Annotated in this window: 15 protein-coding genes and 1 riboswitch; of the genes, 10 read left to right on the top strand and 5 right to left on the bottom strand. The window is 73.3% G+C overall.

The features are described from left to right. The first annotated feature begins 118 nt into the window (after positions 1–118). From ACYU96_RS04330 to ACYU96_RS04305, 6 genes are all read left to right on the top strand, one after another. Positions 119–1,153 (top strand): hydroxyacid dehydrogenase, encoded by a 1,035-nt coding sequence (locus ACYU96_RS04330; protein WP_460749377.1) that lies wholly within the window; start codon positions 119–121, stop codon positions 1,151–1,153. Beyond that, positions 1,150–3,375, top strand: a complete 2,226-nt coding sequence (locus ACYU96_RS04325) for a DUF2264 domain-containing protein (RefSeq protein ID WP_460749376.1) — start codon at positions 1,150–1,152, stop codon at positions 3,373–3,375. Before ACYU96_RS04330 ends, ACYU96_RS04325 begins: the two co-directional genes overlap by 4 nt. A gap of 54 nt (positions 3,376–3,429) precedes the next feature. Next, positions 3,430–4,734, top strand: a complete 1,305-nt coding sequence (locus tag ACYU96_RS04320) for an extracellular solute-binding protein (protein WP_460749374.1) — start codon at positions 3,430–3,432, stop codon at positions 4,732–4,734. A gap of 88 nt (positions 4,735–4,822) precedes the next feature. Beyond that, positions 4,823–5,773, top strand: coding sequence for a carbohydrate ABC transporter permease (locus ACYU96_RS04315; RefSeq protein ID WP_460749372.1), 951 nt, complete (start codon positions 4,823–4,825; stop codon positions 5,771–5,773). Next, a complete protein-coding gene (locus ACYU96_RS04310) occupies positions 5,773–6,612 on the top strand; it encodes a carbohydrate ABC transporter permease (protein ID WP_460749370.1) in 840 nt (279 codons plus the stop codon). Before ACYU96_RS04315 ends, ACYU96_RS04310 begins: the two co-directional genes overlap by 1 nt. 7 nt (positions 6,613–6,619) lie before the next feature. Continuing rightward, entirely contained in the window at positions 6,620–7,354 is a 735-nt protein-coding gene (locus ACYU96_RS04305) for a YesL family protein (protein ID WP_460749369.1), read from the top strand. A gap of 62 nt (positions 7,355–7,416) precedes the next feature. Here ACYU96_RS04305 and ACYU96_RS04300 read toward each other — a convergent pair whose 3' ends face one another. Both ACYU96_RS04300 and glyA read right to left on the bottom strand, forming a co-directional pair. Next, positions 7,417–8,295, bottom strand: coding sequence for a bifunctional methylenetetrahydrofolate dehydrogenase/methenyltetrahydrofolate cyclohydrolase (locus ACYU96_RS04300; protein ID WP_460749367.1), 879 nt, complete (start codon positions 8,293–8,295; stop codon positions 7,417–7,419). Between the two features lie 84 nt (positions 8,296–8,379). Then, positions 8,380–9,672: a serine hydroxymethyltransferase gene (gene glyA / locus ACYU96_RS04295; RefSeq protein ID WP_460749365.1), complete on the bottom strand. Its 1,293-nt coding sequence runs from the start codon at positions 9,670–9,672 to the stop codon at positions 8,380–8,382. A 96-nt stretch (positions 9,673–9,768) separates the two neighbouring features. Beyond that, positions 9,769–9,892, bottom strand: a riboswitch (ZMP/ZTP riboswitch). Between the two features lie 119 nt (positions 9,893–10,011). On the opposite strand from glyA, the gene galK reads away from it, so the two are divergent. Both galK and ACYU96_RS04285 read left to right on the top strand, forming a co-directional pair. Then, complete coding sequence (gene galK / locus ACYU96_RS04290) at positions 10,012–11,247, top strand: galactokinase (protein ID WP_460749364.1); 1,236 nt, start codon at positions 10,012–10,014, stop codon at positions 11,245–11,247. 172 nt (positions 11,248–11,419) lie between these two features. Next, positions 11,420–11,872 carry a hypothetical protein gene (locus ACYU96_RS04285; RefSeq protein ID WP_460749362.1) on the top strand — a complete coding sequence of 151 codons (453 nt, stop codon included), beginning with the start codon at positions 11,420–11,422 and terminating at the stop codon, positions 11,870–11,872. Positions 11,873–11,960: 88 nt separating this feature from the next. On the opposite strand, the gene ACYU96_RS04280 is transcribed toward ACYU96_RS04285, so the two are convergent. Beyond that, positions 11,961–12,791, bottom strand: coding sequence for an exodeoxyribonuclease III (locus ACYU96_RS04280; RefSeq protein ID WP_460749360.1), 831 nt, complete (start codon positions 12,789–12,791; stop codon positions 11,961–11,963). A 293-nt stretch (positions 12,792–13,084) separates the two neighbouring features. On the opposite strand from ACYU96_RS04280, the gene ACYU96_RS04275 reads away from it, so the two are divergent. Both ACYU96_RS04275 and ACYU96_RS04270 read left to right on the top strand, forming a co-directional pair. After that, positions 13,085–13,297, top strand: coding sequence for a hypothetical protein (locus ACYU96_RS04275; RefSeq protein ID WP_460749358.1), 213 nt, complete (start codon positions 13,085–13,087; stop codon positions 13,295–13,297). Beyond that, positions 13,294–16,389 carry a helix-turn-helix transcriptional regulator gene (locus ACYU96_RS04270; protein ID WP_460749357.1) on the top strand — a complete coding sequence of 1,032 codons (3,096 nt, stop codon included), beginning with the start codon at positions 13,294–13,296 and terminating at the stop codon, positions 16,387–16,389. The genes ACYU96_RS04275 and ACYU96_RS04270 overlap by 4 nt, the downstream gene beginning before the upstream one ends. A 56-nt stretch (positions 16,390–16,445) precedes the next feature. Here the strand turns inward: ACYU96_RS04270 and ACYU96_RS04265 are convergent, their stop codons facing one another. Next, complete coding sequence (locus tag ACYU96_RS04265; protein ID WP_460749355.1) at positions 16,446–16,949, bottom strand: VOC family protein; 504 nt, start codon at positions 16,947–16,949, stop codon at positions 16,446–16,448. Between the two features lie 112 nt (positions 16,950–17,061). Beyond that, a complete protein-coding gene (locus ACYU96_RS04260; RefSeq protein WP_460749354.1) occupies positions 17,062–17,184 on the bottom strand; it encodes a hypothetical protein in 123 nt (40 codons plus the stop codon). Between the last annotated feature and the right edge of the window lie 297 nt (positions 17,185–17,481).

Here is a 17,481-nt window from a genome sequence, read left to right as displayed (position 1 = left end):
CGGAAGTGATCACTTCTGTCATCCTACTGTGTCTTTTCGCGGTTGCGCATCCGGCCCTGCATGGGTTTGACTGTGCGTCATCGATCGTGAGTGATCGAACCTGAACGACGAGCGATCAATGGGGAAAGCTATGGAGGGCGTCGAGGTGGACCGACCCGAGGTGCTGCTGGCCATGTCCGACAGCACGTACCGCACGCAGTTCGGCGAGGCCGAGCTGGCGCGCCTCGCCGAGCTGGCCACGCTCGGCGAGCCGGTGCAGGTGGGGAGCCTGGACGACCCCGCCGCCCGCGCGCGGCTGGCCGAGGCCGAGGTGCTGCTCACGTCCTGGGGCGCCCCCACGCTGACGCAGGACGTGCTGGACGCCGCCCCGGGGCTGCGTGCCGTGATCCACTGCGCGGGGAGCGTGCGGCAGCTGCTGAGCGACGGCGTCTGGGACCGGGAGCTGCGGGTCACCAACGCGGTGGACGCGAACGCCGTGCCGGTCGCCGAGTTCACCCTGGCCGCGGTCATCATGGCGGGCAAGCGTGCCCCCTTCCTGGCCGCGCGGGCGGGCGTCGCCCGGGACAACTGGTCGTTCGGCGAGTTCGGCAACCTGTCGAACCGGGACCGGACGATCGGGATCGTCGGTTTCTCGCGCACCGGTCGCCGGGTGGTGGAGCGGCTGGGCGCCCTGGAGACGCGCGAGGTGCTGGTCTCCGACCCGTACGCCGACCGGGACGTGGTCAAGGCGGCCGGCGCCCGGCTCACCGACCTCGACGAGCTGCTGGCCACCAGCGACATCACGTCGCTGCACGCGCCCGCCCTGCCGAGCACCCGCCACCTGGTCGGCGCGCGAGAGCTCGCGCTCATGCCCGACGGCGCCACCCTGATCAACACCGCCCGCGGCACGGTCGTGGACACGGCCGCGCTCGAGGCCGAGTGCGAGACCGGGCGCCTGTTCGCGATCCTCGACGTGACGGACCCCGAGCCGCTGCCCGCCGCCTCCGTCCTCTACGACCTGCCGAACGTCATGATCACCCCGCACATCGCGGGCTCCCTGGGCACGGAGACGCGCCGCATGACGGCGGCCGCCCTGGACGAGCTGGAGCGGTACGTGCGCGGCGAGGAGCCGGTGTCGCCGGTGACCCGCGTGAGCCTGGAGACGAGCGCATGAGCGGCGGGCGCCCGACGCCGGGCACCACCGGGCCGGTGACGGACGCGGCGCCGTCGCGCACCCGCTTCGGGCGCGACGGGATGACGCGGCACGAGCTCGGCGCCTACGCGGACGGGCTGCTGGCCGCCGCGCTGGAGCACGCCTCGCCGTCGGGCAGCCTGATCACCCCGCCGGGTGCGCCCGGTGGGTACGGGACCGCGGTCGACGGGCTCGAGGGGTACGCCCGCACGTTCCTGGCCGCCGGGTTCCGCCTGGCAGGCGAGGGCGGGGCGGACCCGCTCAACCTGGCCGAGCGGTACGCCGCCGGGCTGTCCGCCGGGACCGACCCGGACCACCCCGAGCGCTGGGTGATGCCCGTCGAGCACCCGCAGGCGAAGGTCGAGGCCGCCTCGATCGCCCTGATCCTGGACATGACGCGCCCTTGGATCTGGGACCGCCTCGCCCCCGTCGTGCAGGAGCAGGTGGTCGAGTACCTGAGCGCCGTGGTGGGCGACGACACCTACCCGCACAACAACTGGGTGTGGTTCCGGATCGTGGTGGAGACGTTCCTGCGCTCGGCGGGCGGGCCGTGGTCCGGCGACGACATCGTGTCCGACCTCGCCGCGCACGACTCGTTCCGGCGGGCGGACGGCTGGTTCGCGGACGGCGACGAGCGGTCGTACGACCACTACGCGGGCTGGGCGCTGCACCTGTACCCGGTGCTGTGGGCGAGGATGACCGGCGCGGCCGAGGCGGACGAGCTCGTGCCCGCCGGGGAGCCGGGCGCCGCGCCCGTGCCGCGGCGGGAGCGCGACGCCGCGCACCTGGACCGGTACCTGCGTGACGCCGTCGGCCTCGTCGGCGCGGACGGCAGTCCGCTCGTCCAGGGCCGGTCGCTGACCTACCGGTTCGCGGCGGCCGCGCCGTTCTGGACCGGCGCGATCGCGGGCGTGCCGAGCACGCCGCCCGGGCTGCTGCGCCAGGCCGCGACGCGGGTGGTGGGGCACTTCGCCGACCACGGCGTGCCCGGTCCGAGCGGGCTGCTCACGCTGGGCTGGCACGACGGGTGGCGGCCGATCGCCCAGCGGTACAGCGGCACCGGCTCGCCGTACTGGGCGGCCAAGGGGCTGCTCGGGCTCGCGCTCCCGGCGGACCACCCCGTGTGGACCGCCCCGGCCGAGGCGCTGCCCGTCGAACGGGCGGACTCGGTCTCCGTGCTGGCCGCGCCCGGCTGGGCCGTGTCGGCCACCGCCGGCGACGGCGTCGTCCGGGTGGTCAACCACGGGACGGACCACGCCCGCGAGGGCGACAGCACGGGCGACTCGCCGCTGTACGCGCGGCTCGGCTACTCGACCGCCACTGCGCCGCTGCTCGGCGCGGAGGCGTGGGTCCGCCCCGCGGACCAGTCCGTGGTGCTGCTCGACCGCGCCGGGCGCGCGACCCACCGCACGGGCTTCCGCACCCTGCGCGCCGAGCTGCTTCCCGTCGCCCCTGCCGATGCGGCGCCCGCCGCGGCCGAGGCAGAGACCTCCGCCACCGGGGCACCGGTCGCCGCCGGCGTGCTGCCTCGGCGGGACGGGGCCGCGGTGGTCGCGTCGGTGGAGAGCTCGCACTGGCTCGATCCCGACCTGGACGCCCCCGATCACGGGTCGGGGCGGCCCGGTACCGCCACACCCGCGGGCACGCTCACCACCGCCTCGGTGGTGCGGGGCGCCTGGGAGGTGCGGTTCGTCCGGGTCGACGCGCTCGAGCCGGACGACGCCGGCTCGCCGCTCGCGAGATCGCTGGAGATCAGCGGCTGGGCCGTGAGCGGGGACGAGACCGCGACCACCGGGACCGGCGAGGCGCACGCGGGCGGGATGCGCTCGCGCGTCGTGCCGCTCGGCGACCTGCCACGGGCCGGGGTGCGGGAGGTGCGGGACGCCTCGCCGCTCGGCGTGCGGTCGGCGGTCCCGTTCGTGCACGCTGCGACCGACGCCACCCGCGTCGGGGAGTGGCTCGCGGTCGCGGTCGGGCTCGCGGGGACACCGGCCGGGGTCCGTGGGCCGTCCGCCAGAGCCAAGGAAACGTCTGCCGGGCCCGCGGGAGACACCGCAGCCCGTGCACCGAGCGGTATCGAGCAGGAACCCCGGGTCGAGTTCGTCGACCCTGCCGGCGATGACGTCGTCGTGCACTGGCCGGGCGGGACGCGCACCGCCGTCGTCCTCCCGCCGCCGCACGAACCACGGTCCGACGCGACCTGAAGACCGTCGTCCCCGCTGATACGGGGGCGATCCCTACTCGAAGGAGAGTACGCAATGAACCGCAAGATCATGACAACCGTGGGAACCGCCGCCGCGGCGGCGCTGGCCCTGGCCGGATGCGGCGGAGGCGACTCGTCCTCCGGGGGCGGGGAGCCGGACGGTCCCGTCAGCATCAGCGTGGCCGGTTGGGACTTTGCCTCCACGCCGGAGTTCGAGACCCTGGCCACCGCTTACGAGGACCAGAACCCGGACGTCACCGTGGAGCTCAAGGAGTACCCCGCGGGCGAGGAGTACGACACGGCGCTCACCGCCGACCTCGCCGCCGGTACCGCGCCGGACGTCTTCATCGTCAAGAACCTGAAGAACTACGTCACCTTCCAGGAGGGTGGCACGCTGCTCGACATCTCCGACGTGGCCGGCGAGCTCGACCCGGGCACCGGTGGCCTCGAGGCGATGGCGGTCGACGGCGCCACCTACGCCGTGCCGTACCGTCAGGACTCGTGGCTGCTCTACTACAACAAGGAGCTGTTCGACGAGGCCGGCGTGGACTACCCGGACGGCTCGTGGACGTGGGACGACTACGCCGACGCCGCCGCCACGCTGACCGACGGGATCGACGAGAAGGACGTGTACGGCTCGTACCTGCACGGCTGGCAGTCCACGGTGCAGGGCTTCGCCCTCGCGCAGACCGAGGGCGCCGCCCTGGACAGCGGTGACTTCAGCTACCTGGCCCCGTACTACGAGCGCGAGCTCGAGATGCAGGACGAGGGCTCGCAGCCCAGCTACGCCACCGTCACCACCAACGAGCTGGCCTACCAGTCGCAGTTCGGTACCCAGAAGGCCGCGATGCTCGGCATGGGCTCCTGGTACATCGGGACGCTGGTGGCGGAGCAGGCGTCGGGTGACGCGGACACGTTCGAGTGGGGTATCGCCCCCATCCCGCAGAAGGACGAGTCCACCACCGGCACGGACAGCACTCCGGTCACCTTCGGCGACCCCACCACGATGGGGATCAACGCCGGGATCGACGAGGAGAAGGTCGACGCCGCGAAGGACTTCCTGCGGTTCGCCGCAGGGCCGGACGGCGCGGCCGCGCTGGCCGAGATCGGCATCACGCCCGCCCTCATCGACGACACGGTGGCCGACGCCGTCTTCGGGCTCGACGGCGTCCCGCAGGACGACCTGTCCCGGTTTGCCTACACGACGCACGAGACGCTGCCGGAGAACCCGGTGGGCGCGAACACATCGGCGATCCAGACGATTCTGGCCGACCTTCACTCGGCGGTCATGTCCGAGTCGGACCCGGTCGACGACGCGATCGCGGACGCGCAGGACCGCGTCGCCAACGAGGTCGGCTGAGCGCCGACCGCCACCGCCTGCCGCGTGATGGCGCGAGCTGTCACGCGGCAGGCATGACCTACCAGTCCCTCGACGAGGAGAACGACCCATGGCGACACCCGTCGTCGACAATCCCGGAGCCCTCGGGCTGCCGTTCCCCGACCCCCTGCGGCGGCGGGCGCCCAGGACGTCGCTCAAGCTCCGCAACGCCCTGATCGGCTGGACGTTCGTCCTGCCGAACTTCGCCGGGTTCGCGGTGCTCACCCTGGTCCCCGTCTTCCTGCTGTTCTACTACTCGTTGACGAACTGGAACATCTTCGGCAACGCGGAGTGGGTGGGCCTCGACAACTATCAGCGGCTCCTCGGTGACAAGAGCTTCCATGTCGCGCTCGGCAACACCTTCTACTACGCCGCGTTCCACATCCCGCTGACCATCGCGGCCTCCCTGGGGCTGGCGCTGCTGCTCAACCAGAGGCTGCGCGGCGCGGCGTTCTTCCGCACGGTGGCGTTCTTCCCGTACATCACGTCGATCGTGGCGGTCGCCGTGGTGTGGAACATGCTGTTCAGCCCGGAGTTCGGGCCGATCAACCAGTTCATCGGCCTCTTCGTGGGCGGGGACCTGCCGGGCTGGACGGTCTCCAAGGACTGGGCCATGCCCGCGGTCATCATCGTGGGCACGTGGCGCTACATGGGCTACTACATGCTGCTGTTCCTCGCCGGGCTCCAGACGGTGCCGACCGAGCTGCACGAGGCCGCCCGGATCGACGGTGCCGGCGCGTGGCAGCGGTTCTGGAACGTGACGCTGCCCTGCCTGCGGCCCACGATGTTCTTCGTGACGGTCATGGTCACCATCGAGAGCTTCAAGGTCTTCGACCTGATCCTCGTCATGACCGAGGGCGGTCCCGGACAGGCCACCCTCGTCCTCAGCCAGTACATCTGGCAGAAGGGCTTCGAGCAGTTCGAGCTCGGGTACGCCTCGTCGGTCGCCGTCGTCCTGTTCCTCATCTGCATCGGCGTGACGGTCGTGCAGTTCCTGTACAACAAGCGGAGGGATGCGTGATGACCACTCGTCCGACCGCGCTCCGGAAGACCGGCCGCGTCCTGCTGTACCTGGGGATGATCGCCGCGGCCGCGGCGATCCTGCTGCCCTTCGTCTGGATGGTCATCTCCTCCCTGAAGACGAACAACCAGGTCTTCACCGCACCCATCGAGTGGATCCCCGACCCGTTCCGCTGGCGCAACTACCTCGACATCTGGATCAAGGGCGACATGGGCACCTGGATCCGCAACACCATGACGGTGTCGGTCGCGGTGACCCTCCTGCAGGTGTTGACCGGCAGCTTCGCCGCCTACGGCTTCGCCAAGACGCGCTTCCCGGGACGTGACGCGCTCTTCCTGCTGTACATCGGCACGATCGCCGTGCCCTGGGCGTCGTACATGATCCCGCAGTTCCAGATGCTCTCGAGCTGGGGGCTGGCCAACACGCTGTACTCGATCATGCTGCTCCAGGCGTTCAGCGCGTTCGGCGTGTTCCTCATGAAGCAGTACTACGAGTCGATCCCCGACTCCCTGTGCGAGGCGGCCCGCATCGACGGGCTGTCCGAGTACGGCATCTGGCGGCGCATCATGCTGCCGCTGTCCGTGCCCGCCATCACGTCGCTGACGATCATCACCTTCGTCACGACATGGAACGACTACCTCGGGCCCCTGATCTACCTGCGTGACCGGGAGCTGTGGACGATCCAGCTCGGTCTCCAGCGCTTCGTCGGCGACTACAACGCCGAGCACGCGCTGATCATGACCGGGTCCGTGCTGTCCATCCTGCCCATCGCCGTGGTGTTCCTGGCGGGCCAGCGGTACTTCGTGCAGGGCATCGCGACCACGGGCGTCAAGGGGTGAGCGTGGGATGAGCACCCCGTCAGGGACGACGGTCGGCGGGCCGGGCGGCACCGGCGGTGCCCGCCGGCGCCGGCTCATCGGACCGGAGACGTACGAGCTGGTCTTCGGCACCCTCTACACCGGGCTGGCGACCAACGTGCTGCTCGCGGTCGCGTGCTTGCCGGCCGTGCTCCTGCTGGTGGCGACCGATCTCACGGCGACGTGGCCGCTGCTGGTGGCGGCCACGCCGCTGGCCGGCCCGGCGCTGGTGGCGGCCTTCGCGGCATTCGGTGAGTTCAGCGCGGGCGGGTCGTCCACGCCGGTGCGCACGTTCGTCCGCGCGTGGCGCCGGCACCTGCGCCGGGGTCTGGCCGTCGGGGCGCTGGCCGCCGGCACCGTCCTCGTCCTCGCGGTGGACATCGCGTTCTTCTGGGGCCGGACTGCCGGTGCCGTCGTGATCCCCGTGCTCGCCACGCTCACCGCGGGGACGGTGGCGACCGCCTTCCTGGCGCTGACCCTCGTGCCCGAGCGGCCCGACGCCCGCCTGCGGGACCTGCTGCGCGCCGGGCTGTTCCTCGGTGCGCGGCGCTGGTACCTGAGCGTGGCCGTCCTGCTGCTGCTCGCCCTCCTGGCGTCGGTGGTGTCCGCGCGCCCGGCGATCGGGCTCGGCTTCGCCACCGCCCCGCTGCTGTACGCGGCGTGGGGCGCAGCGCGCTTCGCGCTGCGCCCCGTGGGCCCAGTGGCCGCCCCGCGTCCCGAGTAGCAGGACGAGAGGCCGGCGACGGCGTCGCCCTCGCCGGCCCGGACGGCTCCTCGCCGACGGCGTCAGGCGGAGGCCCGCTCCGCCATCTCCACCACGTTGGCCAGGAGCATCGCGCGGGTCATCGGCCCGACGCCGCCCGGGTTCGGGGAGTACCAGGAGGCCTTCTCGCGGGCCTCCGCCGAGACGTCGCCGACCACCTTCGACCTCCCGGTGGCAGGGTCCGTCTCGCGCGAGACGCCGACGTCGATCAGCACCGCGCCCGGCTTCACCATCTCGCCGGACACGATGTCCTTGACGCCCGCTGCCGCGACGACGACGTCGGCGCGGCCCACCAGGCCCGCCAGGTCCTGCGTGCCCGTGTGGGTCAGCGTGACCGTCGCGTTCACCGCGCGGCGCGTGAGCAGCAGCCCGATCGGGCGGCCCACGGTGACGCCGCGGCCGAGCACGACGACCTCCTTGCCCTTGAGGTCGACGTCGTGCCGCAGCATGAGGTCGATGATGCCGCGCGGTGTGCAGGGCAGCGGCGACGTGATCTCGTCGTTGACCCGCAGCACCAGGCGCCCCAGGTTCGTGGGGTGCAGGCCGTCGGCGTCCTTGTCCGGGTCGACGAGCTCCAGGATGCGGTTCGTGTCGATGCCCTTCGGCAGCGGGAGCTGCACGATGTACCCGGTGCAGGCCGGGTCCTCGTTCAGCCGCCTGACCGCGGCCTCGATGTCCTCCTGCGTGGCGTCCGCGGGCAGGTCCTCGCGGAGGGAGGCGATGCCGACCTCCGCGCAGTCCTTGTGCTTGCCGTTCACGTACCACCGCGACCCGGGGTCGTCGCCCACGAGCAGCGTTCCCAGCCCGGGCACCACGCCGCGTTCGGCCAGCGCGGCCACGCGCCGGCCGAGCTCCGCCTTGATCGACGCGGCGGTGGCCTTCCCGTCGAGAATCTGTGCCATGTCAAGCTCCTTTCGTCGTCGGGTGCGGAGCACCGGTCGGGTCGGACGTGTCCGGACGACCGGTGCGCCGCACCCGACGCGCCGTCACAGGTTCGGGTAGAGCGGGAACTCCGCCGTGAGCTTCGCGACGCGGGCGGCCAGGGCGTCGACGTCGGCAGTCGCGCCGTCCTTGAGGGCCGTCGCGATGATGTCCGCCACCTCGGTGAACTCCGTGTCGCCCAAGCCGCGCGTGGCGAGCGCCGGCGTGCCGATGCGCAGGCCGGACGTGACGCGCGGCGGGCGCGGGTCGAACGGGACGGCGTTGCGGTTCACGGTGATGCCGGCGTCGTGCAGGAGGTCCTCGGCCTGCTGGCCGTCCAGCCGGGAGTCCCGCAGGTCCACCAGGGCCAGGTGCACGTCGGTGCCGCCGGTCAGGACGGAGACGCCGACGTCGGCCACGTCGGGCTGCGCGAGGCGGTCGGCGATGATCTGCGCGCCCTGGACGGTGCGCTGCTGGCGCTCCTTGAAGCCCTCGGACGCCGCGATCTTGAACGCCACGGCCTTGGCCGCGATCGCGTGCATCAGCGGGCCGCCCTGCTGGCCCGGGAACACCGCCGAGTTGATCTTCTTCGCGTACTCCTCGCGCGTCAGGATGAAGCCGGACCGCGGCCCGCCGATCGTCTTGTGCACCGTCGACGACGTCACGTCCGCGTGCGGCACGGGCGACGGGTGGAGGCCCGCGGCCACGAGGCCCGCGAAGTGCGCCATGTCGACCCACAGCTTGGCGCCCACCTCGTCCGCGATCTCGCGGAACGCGGGGAAGTCGAGCTGGCGCGGGTAGGCGGACCAGCCGGCGATGATGACGTCCGGCCGGTGCTCCAGCGCCGCCTTGCGGACCGCGTCCATGTCGATGCGGTAGGTGGTGGGGTCGACGCCGTAGCCGGCGACGTCGTACAGCCGGCCGGAGAAGTTGATCTTCATGCCGTGCGTGAGGTGGCCGCCGTGCGCCAGCTCCAGGCCGAGGATCCGGTCGCCCGGGCGGATCAGGGCGTGCAGCACGGCCGCGTTGGCCTGCGCGCCGGAGTGCGGCTGGACGTTGACGGCCTCGGCGCCGAACAGTGCCTTGGCGCGGTCGATCGCGAGGTTCTCGGCGATGTCGACCTGCTCGCAGCCGCCGTAGTAGCGCTTGCCGGGGTAGCCCTCGGCGTACTTGTTGGTCAGGACGGACCCCTGCGCCTCGAGCACGGAGGTGGGGACGAAGTTCTCCGACGCGATCATCTCGAGCGTGTCGCGCTGGCGGGCCAGCTCGCCGTCGAGCACGGCGGCGATCTCGGGATCCACCTGCGCGAGGGGCGCGTTCATCACGTCGGTGGGAAGGTCGGGAGTCTGAGCGCTCATTGCGTCTCCTCGAATTGGCTGGACTGACACAGGTCTCGCGTCGGGTCCGCCTGCCACGACCGGCTGCCCGGCGGGGTGCGCACCTTCGGCGAGGTGACCCCGGGCCCAGGCGAACGACCCGTCGTCGGCACAGTACGTCGCTCCCCGGTGGTTGCTCCACCTCGTCCCGCCGTGCCTGCTCGCAGGCCCCGGCCGGATGGCGCCAGTCGCGACGCGAAGAGCCTAGCAGCGCCGGGTGCCGGGGCGGGCGGCCGGGCGCGCCGCCCGGGCCGTGCGCTCGTCCGCACGCCATGTGGAACGGGCCTCGCGCACCGTGGTGTGCGTGACAGGATTGCCGCCATGCCTTCCACGCCGCAGTGGCTCGAGTCCTGGACGCCTGCCGACGGCGTCGAACGCGCCCGCACCCTGTTCGCCCGCGCCTTCGGCGACGGCACGCCCGACGGCGTCTGGTTCGCCCCGGGTCGCGTCAACCTGATCGGCGAGCACACCGACTACAACGCGGGCCTCTGCCTGCCCACCGCGCTGCCCCACCGCACCTACGTCGCCCTGCGCGCCCGCGCGGACGACGTCGTCCGGCTCTCGTCCGCCCAGACGCCGGACGAGCCGTGGGAGGCAAGGCTGTCCGACGTCGGCCCCGGGACCGTCGGCGGCTGGGGATCCTACGTCGCGGGCGTGGCCTGGGCCCTGGCCGAGGCGGGTCACGAGGTGTGCGGCTTCGACGCCGTCGTCGACTCCTGCGTGCCGTTCGGTGCGGGGCTGAGTTCGTCCGCGTCGCTCGAGAGCGCGTTCGCGGTGGCGGTCGACGCCGTCGCAGGGCTCGGCCTCTCCGCCGACGACGCCGGCCGCGCCGAGCTGGTCGACGTCTGCCGCCGCGCGGAGAACGAGATCGCCGGGGCGCCCACCGGTGGGCTCGACCAGTCCGCGTCCCTGCGCTGCGCCGAGGGGCGCGCCCTGCTGCTGGACTTCCGGCCGGGACTGTCGGCGCTCGAGTCGGGGCGCCCGGTCCCGTTCGAGCCGGCCGCCGCCGGCCTGGAGCTGCTGGTCGTCGACACGCGTGCCCCGCACGCGCTGGTCGACGGGCAGTACGGTGCGCGCCGGGCGGCCTGCGAGCGAGCTGTCGAGCAGCTCGGTCTGGCGAACCTCCGTGAGATCGCTCCCGAAGGCCTCGGCGAAGCACTGGCCGCGCTCGCGCCGCACGACGCCGACGGGGTCCTCACCCGCCGCGTCCGTCACGTGGTGACCGAGACCGAGCGTACCGCCCGGTTCGCCGAGCTGGTCTCCGGCGGCCGGGTCGCGGAGGTGGGGCCGCTCATGACTGCGTCGCACGCGTCGCTCCGGGACGACTACGAGGTCTCCTGCCGCGAGCTCGACCTGGTCGTCGACACGGCGGTGGCGGCGGGGGCCGTGGGCGCCCGCATGACCGGTGGGGGATTCGGCGGCTCGGCGATCGCGCTGGTCCCGCGCGACGACGTCGAGCGCCTGGTGGCCGCCGTCGACGGCGCGTTCGCCGACGCCGGGCTCACGGCCCCCGCGTTCCTGCTGGCGCCGCCGTCGGCGGGCGCCGGGCAGGCCTGAGCCCGGCCGTGGATGCTGACTGTCTGGCCAGGCAGTTTACCTAGTACCGGTCGGGTCCGCTACGTTGTGTCGGGTGGTGTCACGAGGACACCGCATGTGCCGCGGTGCACGACACGAGGGGGGCGACGCCGTGACAGGTAGCGCACCGGTCACCAGAACCAGACGAGGATCCGTGCTCGCGGGCTCGGTCCTGACGACCGTGCTGGCCGTCCTCGTGGCCGGTTGCGGCCTCGGCTCGGACGGGCCGTCCGACGGGTTCGCGGCGGGCGACGACTTCACCTACATGGCCGAGGTCGTCACCGAGGGCGGCGCGCGGGACTTCGGGTTCATCTCCGGGACCATCACCTCCGACGGCCAGGTCGACGGCGAGTTCCAGCTCGCCCAGATCGAGGACGGCCAGATGAGCAAGAGCACGACCGCGTTCACCGGCCAGGTGAACGACGACGGCACGGCGTCCTTCCGCGGGATCGGCCCGGAGGGGGCCGGGGTCGACCTCACCGCGACCCTGGAGGACGGCCAGGCCGTCATGACCACCGACCTCGAACCCGGGATCGCGGCCACCACCTGGAACCGCGCCTCGCTCCCCGCCTTCAACAACGCGATCCAGGACGCGGTCCGTCAGTAGCGCGGCCTCGCCGGTCGCACCGCCGCCCGCCGATCGCGGGGTGCGCGCCGTCAGCGTGCCGGCGGCGGGCGGCGGGCGGCTCGCGGCGTCAGAGCTCGTAGGTCGCCACCAGCGGGGCGTGGTCGCTCCACCGCTCCGCGTAGGTGGGGGCGCGGTCGACCTCGATCTTCCGGCACGCCGGAGCCAGCCCCGGGTTGGCGAGCTGGTAGTCGATGCGCCACCCGGCGTCGTTGTCGAACGCCTGGCCGCGCCACGACCACCACGTGAACGGCCCCGGGCCGTCGCCCCCGAGCGCGCGGCCGAGGTCGGTCCAGCCCAGCTCGGCCCAGCGGTCGAGGTGGGCGCGCTCCTCGGGCAGGAAGCCGGCGCTCTTCAGGTTGCCCTTCCAGTTCTTGATGTCCGCCTCGGTGTGTGCGATGTTGATGTCGCCGGCGACGACCGCGGGCGTGGCCGCGGCGGCGAGCTCGGCCAGGCGTGCCGTCGTGCGCGCCAGGTACGCGTACTTCGCGTCCATCGTCGCCTCCTGGCCCGGCTTGGTGGACCCGGAGTGCTGGTAGGTCGAGACGGCGGTGAGCGTGCCGGCGGCGTCGGGCAGCGTGATGTCGGCCTCGATCCAGCGGCCGGTGTCGACGGCGGGCTCCGTGGCGTCGCCGGGCATCGGCAGGCCGCGCCGGACGCCCGCGATCGGGAACCGGGAGGCGACGAGAACGCCCGCCCGTCCCTTGATCTCGCTGCCGGCGTCTGCCACGTGCCAGCCGTCGAGGTACTCCTCGACGACCGCCTCGGGCGCGCGGACCTCCTGCAGGAGCAGGACGTCGGGCTCGCGGGCGGTGATCCACGTGTCCATGCCGCGGCGGTAGGCGGCGCGGATCCCGTTGACGTTGGCGGTGGCGACAGTCAGCTCAGGCACGCGGGCCACTCTACGTCGTCGGCTCCGCGGACCGGGAGGCAGGCGGCCCGGACCCGGGGGACACGTGGCTCAGGCGGCCGCCGGGCCCGGACCAGGGGAGAGATCCCGGCTCAGGGCTCCGGCGGGTCCGCTCCGAGGTACCTCAGAGCCGCTCTGAGGTACGTGACGGCCCGGTCTGAGGTGCTCCCGGCGACCAGGACTGCCCGGTCGACCGATCCGGCGGGCCGGGACTCACGACGAGTGTCTTCCGTATCGCACCGGACGGGCAGCAGAGCCCGCCGGACCGGACAGCCGGAGGAATCATGTCACTGTGGGGACCCGCACTGGATGCGGAAGTGGAGTACCGGGCGGAGCAGGCGCGCAAGGCCTGGGGTGGCCGTCCGCGCCCCTCCGCCGCGCCGCGGCGCCGCCGCAGGCGCGAGAAGGCCACGGAGGTCGAGAAGCGTACGGCGCAGATCCGCCGTGGCGTGTGGGGCATGCGTCCCGAGCCCGCGCCGCGCGGCCTGTTCGCATGACCGCCGGACCGGCGTCGACGAAGGGCGCGGAGCCCGCGTCGGCGCCGGTGGCCGGCCATGTCAGTAGCTGGTGGCACGATGTGCGGGTGCGGCGCTCCACCACGATTCCCCTGATCTCCCGGCAGGGCCAGGTCGACTCCCTCCTGCGGGCGGTCGAGCGCGCCTCGGCCGGGAAGCCGGGCCTCGTGCTCGTCGGCGGTGACGCCGGGGTGGGCAAGACCCGGCTCATCGGTCACGTCGCGCAGGCGGCGGAGCGGGCCGGCGCGAGCCCTGTCGTCGTGCACTGCGTGGACCTGGGCCAGGTCGGCATCCCCTACCTGCCCTTCACGGAAGCCCTGGCCCAGCTCCAGGGCGGGGCGGCCGGGCAGGAGGCCGCGTCGCGGGTCGCCGCCCTCGTGGCGGAGCGGCCCGCGCTGTGGCGCCTGCTGGAGCCGGGCGGGGGAGGCGGTGCGGACCACGACGCGCGCCTCCAGCTCTTCGAGGGCATCGCCCGCAGCCTCGGCGAGGCGGGCGAGCCGGGCCGGCCGGTCGTGCTCGTCGTCGAGGACGTGCACTGGGCGGACGCCTCCACCCGCGACGTGCTGCGGTTCCTCGCGTCCCGGGCTCGCTCGGAGAACCTCCTGGTCGTGGTCACCTACCGCTCCGACGACGTCGACCGGCGCCACCCGCTGCGCCCCCTGCTCGCCGAGCTCTCCCGGCTGGAGCACGTGGAGCGTGTGGACCTCGACCCGTTCGACGAGACCGAGCTGCGGGAGTTCACCACCGCCCTGGCGGGCGGGCCCCTGAGCGCCGGCGAGTTCGGCGGCGTGCTGGACCGGTCAGAGGGCAACGCCTTCTTCGCGGAGGAGCTGCTCGACGCCGGCCCCGAGCCCGGCACCCTGCCCTGGACCCTCACCGAGGTGCTGCGCACGCGGCTGGAACGGCTCGACCCGGAGGCGCAGCAGGTCGTTCGCCTCGCGTCGGTCGCGGGCCGCCGCGTGCGCGAGGAGCTCCTGCGGACCGCCGCCGCCCGCCGGGGAACGAACGGGATCGACGCCGCGCTGCGCGAGGCCGTGACCCAGCAGGTCATGATGGTCTCGGGCGGGCACCTCGAGTTCCGGCACGCGCTCCTGGCCGAGGTCCTGTACACCGACCTGCTGCCCGGCGAACGGTCCGAGATGCACCGCGCCTACCTCGCCGCCCTGGCACAGGAAGGCGCCGACGGCACGCCCCTCGGCGGGGCCGCCGAGCGCGCGCACCACGCCTTCGAGGCGCACGACCTGCCCGCAGCCCTCGTCGCCTCGCACGAGGCCGCGCTGGCGGCCCGCGGCCTGCTCGCTCCCGAGGAGGAGCTGCGGCACCACGAGCAGGCGCTCGCGGTGTGGGAGTCGGTCCCGGACGCGGAGCTGCTGCTCGGGACGGACCGGGTCGCGGTCGCCGTCGCTGCGGGCGAGGCCGCCGCCAAAGCGGGCCACCCGCGCCGCGCCGTGCGCCTCACCCGTCAGGCTGTCGACGGCCTGGCCGGCGACCCGGAGCGCGCCGCGGCGCTGCGGCACGTCCTCGTGCGGCGCCAGCTCGACCTGCCTGACTGGGGCGAGCACGGTCAGGACGCCGCCCAGGCCCGCGAGGACCTCCGGGAGGCCCTCGGCTCGCTGCCCGATCCCAGCCCGGACCGGGTGTGGAGCGACGCTCTGCTGGCGCGCATCGCGATGGAGATGGACCTCGACGACGAGGCACGCGAGCAGGCCGGGCTGGCCGTCGAGGGGGCGCGCGCCCTGGGCGAGCACGGTGCCCTCGCGGAGGCGCTCGCGACTCTCGCCGTCCTCGACGTCGCGGACGCCGACAAGGCCGCGAGCCTGCTCGACGAGGCCTCGGCCGCCGCCGTCCGGGCCGGCGACGTCCTCACGGAGATGCGCTGCCTCTACAACGCGGCGGCCAACCGCTTCTACGCGGGCCACCTCGCCGACGCCGAGCAGAAGGTGGCGGGCGGCCTCGCCCGCGCGGAGGAGCTGGGCCTGACCTGGAGCGCCTACGCCGTGAGCCTGCGGATCCTGCGCGAGATCATGCGCTACTTCGACGGCGACCTCACGAGACGGCCCGTCGGGGACGTGCCGCCGTCGTCGCTCCAGGTCCTGGACGCCGCGGGGATGTATGCGGCGGTCGCACGCGGGGACGACGACGTCGTCGACCGCGGCCGGGCGCTGCTGGAGCACTGGCAGGCGGACGGGATGATCGCGTTCATCGGCGGTGGCTGTCTTGCCGACGCGCTCACCTGGGCGGGCCGGTACGACGAGGCGCTCGAGCTCGCGCAGCGCGTCGTCGACCACCTCGGAGAGGTGTGGAACGAGCTCTTCCTCGGTGGGATCTGGCTGTCCGCGCTCGCCCTCGCGGCCCTGGCCGACGCGGCGGAGGCGGACCGCTCGTCGGGCCGGGCCGGCACCGCGGCCGATACGGCCGCCCGGGAGAAGGCGGCGGCCGAACGCCTGGACCGGGGTGACGCCCTGCTCGACCTCGCCCGGGAGACGGCGCGCCGTGGGCGGCCACGGGGCGGCGTGCTCGGGCCGGAGGGGACCGCCTGGCTCCAGCGCGCCGCCGCGGAGAATGCCCGGCTGCATGCGGTGATCGGTCCGGCCGGCGCACCGACGACGTCGGACGAGCTGTGGCGCACCGCCGCGGCGGCCTGGCAGGAGACCGTCGAGGCGTTCGACTTCGGTTATCGCTACGAGGTGGCGCGCTCGCGCTTCCGCCTGGCGGAGGCACTGCTCGGAGCCGGCGACAAGAGCGCCGCCGGGGCGCAGGCCGGGACCGCTCTGTCCGAGGCGGTGGACGTGGGCGCCCGCCCGCTGGCCGACGCCGTGCGGGCGCTCGGCCGCCGCGCCCGGCTGGAGCTGCCGGGCCTGCGCCGCGCGACGGCATCGACCCTCACGGAGCGCGAGGAGGAGGTCCTCACCCTCGTCGCACAGGGCCTGTCGAACCGGCAGATCGGCGAGCGGCTGTACATCTCGACCAAGACGGTGAGCGTCCACGTGTCGAACGTGATGGCGAAGCTCGGCGCGTCCGGCCGTGCGGAGGCGGTGAGTCTCGCTCACCGTCGCGGGCTGCTGAAGGTCTGAGGTGTCGCGCGGGCCTGCCGGAGCCCTGCGGCCCTGCCGCGCGGCCCCGCGGCGCCTCAGGACGCGGGCGCCGGCGTCTCCTCCCCGTCGTACGCCGCCTCGAGCGCGGCGATGTCGATCTTGCCCATCTGCAGCATCGCGTTCGTCGCACGCATGTTGGCCGCGGTGCTGTAGTCGCCGCACAGCTCGCCGAGCCGCTTCGGCAGCACCTGCCACGAGACGCCGAACCTGTCCTTGCACCAGCCGCACGGGCCGGCCGCGCCGCCGTCCGCGGTCAGGACGTCCCAGAGGCCGTCCAGCTCGTCCTGCGTGTCCAGCTCGATGAGGAACGAGAAGGCCTCGTTCAGCGTGAACTCCGGCCCCGCGTTGAGCCCGGTGCACCGCTGTCCGCCCACCGTGAACTCGACGACGAACGGCTTGCCCGGCTCGGCGCCCGGGATGCCCTCGGGAGCGGTGAGGACCCGGTCGACGCTGCTGCCGGGGATGTGCTCCGCGTAGAACTCTGCCGCCTCGTGCGCCAGATTGTTGCCGAACCAGAGGTGGGAACGCACGGTTGTCATGATCATCTCCTCGAACGGTGGACCCTCGCGGGTGAGGGTCCGTCATCAGGTCCGACGACGCCCGGCGGCGGAACTCATCGGCCGCACCGGGCCGACGAGCGCACCGGGCCGGTCAGTACAGCAGCCCCGGCAGCCAGAGCACGATCTGCGAGGGCGTGCCGAGTCGGTCGGCGACCAGGTCGACCCCCGCGTGCGCGTTGTGCCGCAGACCGTACGGGGCGCCGACGAGCGTCACGAGCAGCCCCGTCAGGTGCGAGATCGCTCGCCAGGGCCGACGGCGAGGTAGGGGCAGGTGCTCACGTAGGGGCGTGGGAGCGCCCCCCTGGGGCCTATCTCGGCACTCGCCCCTACCTCGCCGTCGTCCCTGCCCGCGCGATTGCTTGCTCGCTCATCTCGGTCACCGTGTCGACGGGCTCCTGCTCGCCCCCGATCTCCTCCACGCGGGAGTCGTCCTCCTCGGAGGCGCTGTAGGCGATCTCCTGGAGGCCCGCGCCGACCTCGGTCAGCGACTGCTGCTGTTCCTCGCACAGCG

This window comes from Myceligenerans cantabricum (assembly GCF_054777735.1).
This window is presented reverse-complemented; position numbering and strand designations above follow the sequence as displayed.

What these genes read in the sequence shown, in the direction of transcription:
- ACYU96_RS04330 (WP_460749377.1), top strand. Translation starts at nt 119, where the DNA reads ATGGGGAAAGCTATGGAGGGCGTCGAGGTGGACCGACCCGAGGTGCTG.
- ACYU96_RS04325 (WP_460749376.1), top strand. Translation starts at nt 1,150, where the DNA reads ATGAGCGGCGGGCGCCCGACGCCGGGCACCACCGGGCCGGTGACGGAC.
- ACYU96_RS04320 (WP_460749374.1), top strand. Translation starts at nt 3,430, where the DNA reads ATGAACCGCAAGATCATGACAACCGTGGGAACCGCCGCCGCGGCGGCG.
- ACYU96_RS04315 (WP_460749372.1), top strand. Translation starts at nt 4,823, where the DNA reads ATGGCGACACCCGTCGTCGACAATCCCGGAGCCCTCGGGCTGCCGTTC.
- ACYU96_RS04310 (WP_460749370.1), top strand. Translation starts at nt 5,773, where the DNA reads ATGACCACTCGTCCGACCGCGCTCCGGAAGACCGGCCGCGTCCTGCTG.
- ACYU96_RS04305 (WP_460749369.1), top strand. Translation starts at nt 6,620, where the DNA reads ATGAGCACCCCGTCAGGGACGACGGTCGGCGGGCCGGGCGGCACCGGC.
- ACYU96_RS04300 (WP_460749367.1), bottom strand. Translation starts at nt 8,295, where the DNA reads ATGGCACAGATTCTCGACGGGAAGGCCACCGCCGCGTCGATCAAGGCG.
- glyA (WP_460749365.1), bottom strand. Translation starts at nt 9,672, where the DNA reads ATGAGCGCTCAGACTCCCGACCTTCCCACCGACGTGATGAACGCGCCC.
- galK (WP_460749364.1), top strand. Translation starts at nt 10,012, where the DNA reads ATGCCTTCCACGCCGCAGTGGCTCGAGTCCTGGACGCCTGCCGACGGC.
- ACYU96_RS04275 (WP_460749358.1), top strand. Translation starts at nt 13,085, where the DNA reads ATGTCACTGTGGGGACCCGCACTGGATGCGGAAGTGGAGTACCGGGCG.
- ACYU96_RS04270 (WP_460749357.1), top strand. Translation starts at nt 13,294, where the DNA reads ATGACCGCCGGACCGGCGTCGACGAAGGGCGCGGAGCCCGCGTCGGCG.
- ACYU96_RS04265 (WP_460749355.1), bottom strand. Translation starts at nt 16,949, where the DNA reads ATGACAACCGTGCGTTCCCACCTCTGGTTCGGCAACAATCTGGCGCAC.